This window comes from Verrucomicrobiota bacterium (genome assembly GCA_016871495.1).
Lineage (GTDB): Bacteria > Verrucomicrobiota > Verrucomicrobiia > Limisphaerales > VHDF01 > VHDF01.
The window spans coordinates 1-7,962 of sequence record VHDF01000137.1 but is presented as its reverse complement, the minus strand read 5'-3'; the positions used below and the strand labels follow the sequence as shown (position 1 = coordinate 7,962).

The window sequence follows — 7,962 nt, the reverse complement described above, 5'->3', positions numbered from 1 at the left end:
AGGTAGGCGAGATCGTTCTGAGGTTCCAGATCCGAGGGGAATTTCTGAGTCATTTCACGAACGAGCTCGATCAGAGACGAGAGTTTCCCCTCCAATTCCAGGATGCGTAGAAGCGCGAGATAAACGGGTTTGGGAGAGGACTCGGTTTTTTTCAGCGCCAGCAAGGTTCGCTTGGCGTAGGCCGTCAACCCGAGCTTCTCGAGATATTGAAACTGGAACCACAGTTTCGCGGGATCTTGGCCGGCGGCGGCCAGCGTTTGTTCGAAGCGCAGTGGGACCGCGTGCTCTTCTTTGAGCTCCAGGGCGCATCGAAAACGAAAGAGTTCGATCAGCGATTTTTCCAAAGGGAGGGACGCTTGTTCCAGCCGTTCGCGGATGCGTGTCCATCGTTTTTGGGCGGCCAAGGCGTCCAGATAGGCGAGCCACAAGTCTCGATCCGGGGTACGCGTGGCGGCGAACAACTTCTCCACTTCGGCGAACGATCGTCGTCGATTGAGCCAGCGTGCGGTTTCAACTTGTACGTTGGAATTGGTCAACGCGCTGGCGAGCATTTCCTGGACGAGGATTGCGGATTGAGCGGGGTTGATACGGATGCGGAGTTCCCCTTCGAACAAGGCGTGCCGGGGTGTGCGTCGTGGGTGAGCCTGCAAAGATGCGAGAATGCGGGGCAGGAATTCCGCGGGAGTTTCAGCGTGAATCGACAGCATCTCCAGGGCTTCGAGACCCTGCGCATCGGGTCGCTGGGACAAGCCCATGAGGATGTGGAGGCTTTGCCGCCGTTCATCCGCCGACGCTGAGCCTTGCTGAATTCTGCAGATTAACAGAAGCAAGTTTGCATCTTCGGGAGTCCTGCGCAGCGTTTCGAGGGCGAAGCGTTGAGCGAGATCGAGGTTTCCGGACGCCTCATGCCATCGCGCCGCGGCGGCGAGGACTTGGGTTGGCATCGGATGGAGTCGGAGCATCGTCTCGACTTGATGGCCCGATGCCTCCGGCTTCCCGATCTTGATCGTGTAGTTGATCCAATCGAGATGATCCAGCAGTCCTGATTCGGGATGGTTCAGAAGGGCGCGCCAGACGGGGAAGGCTTGGTTGGGTGGGCCCACCGAGAGGAGCTTCGCGATCGTACGCATCGCGTTGAGGTGATTCGGTTGCAGTTGGAGAGCGGCCTGCACTTTGGAGAAGGCCTCAGACGGCTTTTGGTTGGCGATGCGGTTTCTGCGTGCCGGACGAGCCGGTCCACTCTCCACGATTTGGCCTTGGAGTAGATCCACGGAGACAAAACCAGTGCTGCCACCAGCGAGGATGCTCCGAGAAAGATCCAGTATTGATGAACACGCTTCATGAGTGAACCCGACTAGGGCAATCGAGGAGTCCATTCCAACGATTGGGAAAGCACGTTCTCCGCCACGCGGGCGGCTTCTTCGACGGAACGGGCTCCCGAAAGGGCGATCTCAATGATTTGGCGGGGCTGAGCGGGCTGGCGTTGCAGGATTTGGCGGAGCCGGTTTTGGAGAGTCGGCGGAGTGCTGGTTGGGGATGAGCCGGATAACAATCCTGAACCCAACCAGGAACCAAAGAAAACGTGGATGGGCCCGGATCTGCTCTCAAAGAGGTAGGTTTGAAAAGGAATGGATTCGCGGTCCACGAACAGAGGTGTCAGGCCGAGGAATTGTTTCAACGTGTAGCCTGAGGCGGTCAGGCAAAGCTCGGGACGGTGGATCGACGAAGCCAGGGCGGAGACTCTTCCGGAATTCCATTGGATGAGGAAGAATCTTCCTTCCGTGCCATGATCTTTTTCCCAGGACAGACAAGTGATGGAATCGCTGCGAAGCTCGGCGCGAATTTCTGGGGGGAGATTGATGAGCCGCAAGGGAATGGTGGAGTCGGCTGGTGCGACGCGGGTTGGGGCCAACCAAATCTTTTGAGAAGTTTGCGTGAGGAGCGCGGGTTTGAACCAGAGATTAACGGTGAGTTCGATGAAGAGGGGCAACAAAGACAAAACCGCCAGAGAGCGCCAGGAAGGGTAACGGGGATGGATGATCTGAACCGGATCGGGGGGGCGGAGGTGAGCCTTGGCTGGAGTAACTTGGCGATGCCCCACAGAGCGATCAAGTTCACGCTGGCGACCGTCCAGCCCGCAGGATCGTGGAAAGATTCGATGGCTTTCGGGCCTTGGGTTGCGGCGATCGTGGATAGGGTTGCGGTCCGAATCAAGTTGAGGAGGACGGTAAGGACTGGGGCTAGCAGAAGGAAGGTGATGCGACGTAGGGTTGGGAGTTGTCGCCATTCCGCCCAAAAGGCGCTCATCATGACACCTGACTGAAGCGAGCGGATGCCGCTGCAGGCCTCGTTGACGCCCACCAGGCCGGACGTGAGTTCGATGAGGTTGCCATGTCTCCAGGCGGGTATGCCGCGCCAGTTGAGGAATTCCACCGTGATCTCCGCTGACAGACGCATGAGCGACGAGGTGAGTGGGGCCTCAAGGAACGTGGGCCACGGGATCGATGTGAGAAGGAAAAGCAGGGGCGGCGCGAGTCGGAGAGCTGATCGGATTCCGTAACTGCTGCTGATCATTCCCAGGGTGAGGCCGATGACGGCGAAGGCGTGGATCCAAGCGGACAATCTCCATTCCGGGTTCGATTCTTGGAGGAGGCGTATGGGCAGAAGGCTGGCCAGACACAGGATTGCGAAAACGAGGCTGGCATTGGATTGATGGTCTCGGTGGGGTTCGGGATGCGAAGCGACGATTCCGGGCCATCGGATGCTCCAGAAATAGAGGACGAGAGGAGGCACACAAAATCCATATTGATATTGTGGATTTGCAAGCCATTCGAAATGAAGCTGATAGACAAACTGGATCCAGACCAACCCGAGGCAGAAGATCCATAGGGCCTTTCGTCCTCGCCGTGGCAAATCGGAAGTGGGATAGGAAGGGGGAATGTTCGTATGGGTGATGAAGAGTTTCGTTGCTAATCTTCATCGGCGAATTCGCCAAAACTCAAAGTTTCGTTTGGAGATGGAATAAACCGTGTGGAAACTCTTGGTTGGCAAGGCTGATTCGACGATGATATTTCGAGAATTCGGTCCGCCTGGGAGAAGTTGTTGGGATCCAGATCTAGGGCCAAATGCCCTGATTTTGGACTTGGCTTGAAACTTGCCGATAATCAAAGGTGAGAGCGCGTTCTGTTGTCACGGCTCGACACTTCCCATTTCGCAGTCTTTGCAGAGTAGTTTGCCGATCGATGTCGGGCAAACTTTTTGAATCTTGAAGTCCACTTGGTTTATCGCGGCTCTGAGTTGGAGCATGGCGGGGATGATTTCCCTGAGTCATGCCGCTTCGCTCCGTACGGATGATTTTGCGGGGAAGGGTCCTGCGAGTCATGGATGTTTCGAGTCTTCGTTCCCTGGCGATGGGCCTGCGTTTTTCGTGCGCTGGACGGGCGATTCGTTGGCATACGCCGTGCAGACCAATGTTTTTGAAGTCGTGACCGCCAAGGCTGAAAGGGTTTTTGAGAATCAAGGGAAGTCTTTGAAAGTTGGGTTTGATGGCACGAACCGGTTCATTTTAGAAAGTTTGCAGGGTGCGGTTCTGGTGGACTGCGAACTTGGGGTGGGTGTCGAGATTCATCTTTCGCAGGGAGAAGCGGTGGTTGTTGAGCGTGGGATGGCGGTGCTGCAGGGGGGAAATCTTGGGTCGACCACCATCAAGTCTGGGCGGGGCGGGGCTGTTTGTCTGCGTTTTCGAGATGGCGCGAGGGTAGCATTGAAGGGGGAGGGAGTCCTGAGATTGGATCCTTTCCAAGAAGGGGCATTTGTTTTGTCGGGCTTGGGACAAACGGAGATGAGGGGGGCAGATGGAGCCCCTCGCTTATTGGGCGAGGAACATGCGCCTTACGCCGGAGGATTACTTGAAGCTGGTGCGAAGGGTGGATTCGCCAGGAAATTGGCTTGGACGGAGGTGGAGTTGATTTTTGAAGACGGCAGTGCGGTTCGATGGACTGATGGGAAGCAGAGAGGAGTGGTGGGGGATGGAGCACGAATCCAAGGCGTCTTGGGAACTCTGGTGGAATTCAAGCCGTTGGTTGGAGGCGGGGTGAAAGTGCAGGTGACGAAAGGACTTGTTCGTTTAGGGGTCCAGGGGTTGCCAGGGTGGTCTGCGGTGGGCCTGACTGGGCATGAATTGGATGTGCGGGTGGATCGAGGTTCACGCGTGATTGATTTGACGGCTTATGGCCAGTGGGATCGACCCCGGTTGCTTTTACCCGGAAGGCATGTCCTTTCGATGTCCAATGGAAGTTTGGTGCAATATCAGCAGTTCGATCCTGTGAGCTCCGAGGATTTTCTCCTTTCCGCCATGGGAGGAGATGCGGTGGTGTTGAATTTGGGGTCGATGGTTGCTTCCCGTGTTCGGGGAGAGAATCGATTGTTTCGAGTCGAGACGCTGAGGAATGAGCCCGTGGCTGCGGGAGTGATCCCGGGAGTCCCGATCGTGAAACTGAACTGGCAGGGAAGTGGCGTGGATTTGGAGGGTTCATTAGGCACGGCGAGGACGTCCATGGGCAATCCGGTTGTGTTGCGTGGCTCGAAGGGGCAGGAATTGCAGGCGACACAGTCGTCCTTGACCGAGGTGTTTCTCGAAGCGAGATCGGGTGATTTTGTCCTTGAACCGAGGCAAGCGCCGGGCTTGTTGGTGAATTTGAGTGAAGGCAACTCGGTGTTGCTGACGCACCCGCGAACGGGGGCCATCGTGGTGCGGAGCGATGAGCGCAATGTGAAGGACACCGGTCTGAACCTGAGCGGGGCGGGTCCGGCCTTTCCACCCTTGAAGCCGGGCGGGACGTTCACGTTTATCTCGGGTGGGGTGGGGCAGGAATTGGGCGGGGCGGGGGGCAACACGATTTTTACCGAAGCGGCCGGGGCCGGGCCGGGCGGGGCGGCGACGGCTCCCTTGCATGTCCCTTTTACTTCCGGCCCCTTCAATCAGCCCACGAGTTTGGATGTCACCCGTCTGCCCCAGACGTCCGCATCGGGAGTAGGCACGGAATGAACGATTGGACTCGTAAGTCGCGAGGGATTGAGCCGGCCCGGAAGGGAGGGAGAGGATGCTCGCCCGGGTCTCGGAGGATTCGAGCGTGGTCTTGTTCCTTGGGATTCCTGGTGTCGGGCTGGGCGGTGGAGGGGGCGGACGGGTTCTTGAGTCGAGCGCATCCGACCGTGCCGTTCGTGCTGCCGGAGCCCGCCTAGTACAATCTCCAATGGGGTTCCCTCAAGGGGAAACTGAGAGGTTCTGTGACGGCGGAGTTTACCGACAACATCAATTTGGCGGAGGAGGGCCGGAGGAGTGACATTTCCTTGGGGCCTGAAGTGGGGATCGGGTTGTTTTATCCGGTGAATCATCGGAATCTCTTCAGTTTGGATTTGGGGGTGGGCTATCGCTGGTATTGGGAGCATGACCAACTTTCGACGTTTCAGGTTTCTCCGAACACGCACGTGGACTATCGATTTTGGGTCAAGGACGTGCAGATCAATTTGCATGACGATTTCCATGTGCAAGCGGATCCGGCGTCGCGTCCTGAATTGAGCGGTTCTGCGTTCAATTACAGGCGGTTTATCAATAATTCGGGAATCGAGGCGACGGGTCAGCCGTGGGAGTCGCTGACTTGGACCTTGGGTTATGATTTTTCGCTGGATCGAACCTTGAATCGGGAGTTTCGCGCCCTCGATCGGAACGCGCACACCTTTCACGCCGGGACTCAGCACGAGATTTCGCCGCGCTGGACGGCGGGCCTCTATGCGGCTTACACCCTGAACGAGTACGTGCAGAAAGTGCAGAATGACAGCGCCGCTTGGTCGGTCGGGCCGACCCTGGTTTTCAAAGCCAGCGAGTTCTTGACCTTGGATGGCTCCTTGTTCTTCACCCGGCAGGACTTTGAGAGATCGGGAACGGTGGCGGACACGAGTGATTTTGAAGGTCTGACCTTTCAAGGAGGTTTGCGGCACACCTTGAACCGCAGGATGAGTCATGGCATTCGTGCCCGCCGTTCGATCGAGCTTGGATTGGCCAGCAATTATACCGAGATGCACGCGGTGCAATAGCATTTCCAAGCGCGTTGGAATTCGGCGGTAACTCTGGATGCGGGGATTTCATGGCAACTCTTCGAGGTCTCCGGGCCGGCGGGAGAGCAAGGACACCAATATTTGACGTATGTGGGAACCCACTTGAACTTGAGCCAGAATTGGGTGCTTGGATTAACTTACGCTTTGGCCATGAAGGAATCGGAGCTGCCCGGGCGCGATTATTGGCAGAACCGGGTGACGGCGGAACTCACGCGCCAATTTTAACCGTATGCGACTTTGGGGTTCATGGCAGGTGCTCGGGATGATCATGGCGGCGGAAATGGTCGTGTTCGCCGCCGAGCTGGGTGCGGTGTCATCCGGAGCGGCGGAGAAAGAACCGACGGTCTTGCTCGCGATGGACAAGTTGAAGTTTCGAATCGTGGAAGATCCGGCCAAGCCGGTGGAGCCGCTGCCCCTGAGTGTTCCCTCCAACTATCAAATCGAAATCCCGGTCAGCACCGGGTATCCGCTGCGGTTGACGTTTCAGGTTCAGGGGAAATCCCTGGAGGCTTTGCGACGCGAGATTAAGGAGCGGTTCGACGCAGAGTATTATCAGAACGCCACCGTGGAGTTGGTGTTGTTGGATCGCGCGGCCAAGGGGGGCAAGGTGTTGATTTACGGCGCTGTCAGGTCGAACATGGTCGAACTGCCTGCGGGCGAGCCGAAGACGATACTCGAGGCCGTGTTGCAGGCGGCTGCCAGCGAATTCGCCAAATTGACCAAGGTGAAATTGCATCGGCTCAATCCAGCGACCGGCAAAGTGGAGAGCCGGATTGTGGACGTGGAAGCGATCAAGAAGAGCGGGGATCGTTCCAAGGATGTCGTGTTGCAGGACGGAGATCGCATTGAGATTCCAGAGAGAGGCTTGGTTTTTTAACCTATGATGCGTCCCGGTTCACAAACACCACGCATGGATCCGATGCAACCGGGTTATGACGCCGGGCGCGTCAATTTCTTCATTTATGCGCGCCGGTATGCAGAGATGATTGGCCGGCGTTGGATCACCCTTTTGTTGTGCATCGGCACCGGGTTGGGCGTGGGCATTTACAAGGCGGCAACGACCCGGGACCTGTTTCAGGCCTATAGCGTGGTGGGAGTTGCGCCCAGGGTGCAGTCCTCGCTTTCATCGCAGGTTCAATACCAGGAGTCGGTGGAGAATTTTTACAGCGACCAGGTCGCCAGGATGAACAGTCCGGCGCTGCTTTCGCGGGTGGCGGAGAAAGTGTCCGCCGAGATCCCACCCGCCGCCGGGCTGCAGTACAGCGCGCGCGCGGTGCGCGGGGAGGGCAGCCAGTTGCGCATGAATGTGCAGAGCACGGAGTTTGCGCACGCGCGTGCTTTTGCGATCCAATGGGCCAGGGAGTTCAAGGCGGGGAAGGAGGAGGAGAAGGACAGCGCGATGCGGGGGAAAGCGGCGGGGACGCGCGAGCAGTTGTTGAAGACGGAGGAGCGATCGCGCGAGGTGAAGGCGAGCATTCTGGAGTTCATGCAGAAACACAACATCGCCAGCATCAAGGATTTCACGGAAGCGGCGCAGCAGCGGCTGGACGGCCTGATCGCGGAATACAGCCAGGTGAAGATTCGCCGCCAGCGGCTGGAGGCATTGACCAAGGAGGACATTGCGAGTGGCGCCTTGCAGGACCCGGGTTCGTCCCGCTCGCCGAACACGGCGGGCAACCCGGGAAAAGGGGGCGAAAATGACCGGGAGGCGGGGGATCCGCTCGCCAAGTTTGCCACGGAATCCGAGTACAGCCGGATCAAGTTCGAATTGCACAGCAAGCGGATGGAGCGCGAAAGCTGGTTGAAGACGCTGAAGCCGGAGCATCCGAAGATCCAGGATTTGGA

General features: G+C 57.7%; 6 protein-coding genes. 4 read left to right on the top strand and 2 right to left on the bottom strand.

All coding sequences use genetic code 11. From position 1 onward, the window contains the following. On the bottom strand, positions 1-1,271 hold a 1,271-nt coding region (locus FJ404_18685), incomplete at its 3' end, for a hypothetical protein (protein MBM3824878.1). Positions 1,272-1,695: 424 nt separating this feature from the next. Beyond that, complete coding sequence (locus FJ404_18680; GenBank protein ID MBM3824877.1) at positions 1,696-2,955, bottom strand: exosortase/archaeosortase family protein; 1,260 nt, start codon at positions 2,953-2,955, stop codon at positions 1,696-1,698. Between the two features lie 310 nt (positions 2,956-3,265). Here FJ404_18680 and FJ404_18675 point away from each other — a divergent pair, with 310 nt between their 5' ends. The 4 genes from FJ404_18675 to FJ404_18660 all read left to right on the top strand — a co-directional run. Then, entirely contained in the window at positions 3,266-5,047 is a 1,782-nt protein-coding gene (locus FJ404_18675) for a hypothetical protein (protein ID MBM3824876.1), read from the top strand. 242 nt (positions 5,048-5,289) lie between these two features. Next, positions 5,290-6,096 (top strand): autotransporter outer membrane beta-barrel domain-containing protein, encoded by an 807-nt coding sequence (locus FJ404_18670; protein MBM3824875.1) that lies wholly within the window; start codon positions 5,290-5,292, stop codon positions 6,094-6,096. Positions 6,097-6,346: 250 nt separating this feature from the next. Beyond that, entirely contained in the window at positions 6,347-6,994 is a 648-nt protein-coding gene (locus FJ404_18665; protein MBM3824874.1) for a hypothetical protein, read from the top strand. Between the two features lie 33 nt (positions 6,995-7,027). Then, a partial coding sequence (locus tag FJ404_18660; GenBank protein ID MBM3824873.1) for a hypothetical protein occupies positions 7,028-7,962 on the top strand: 935 nt, incomplete at its 3' end.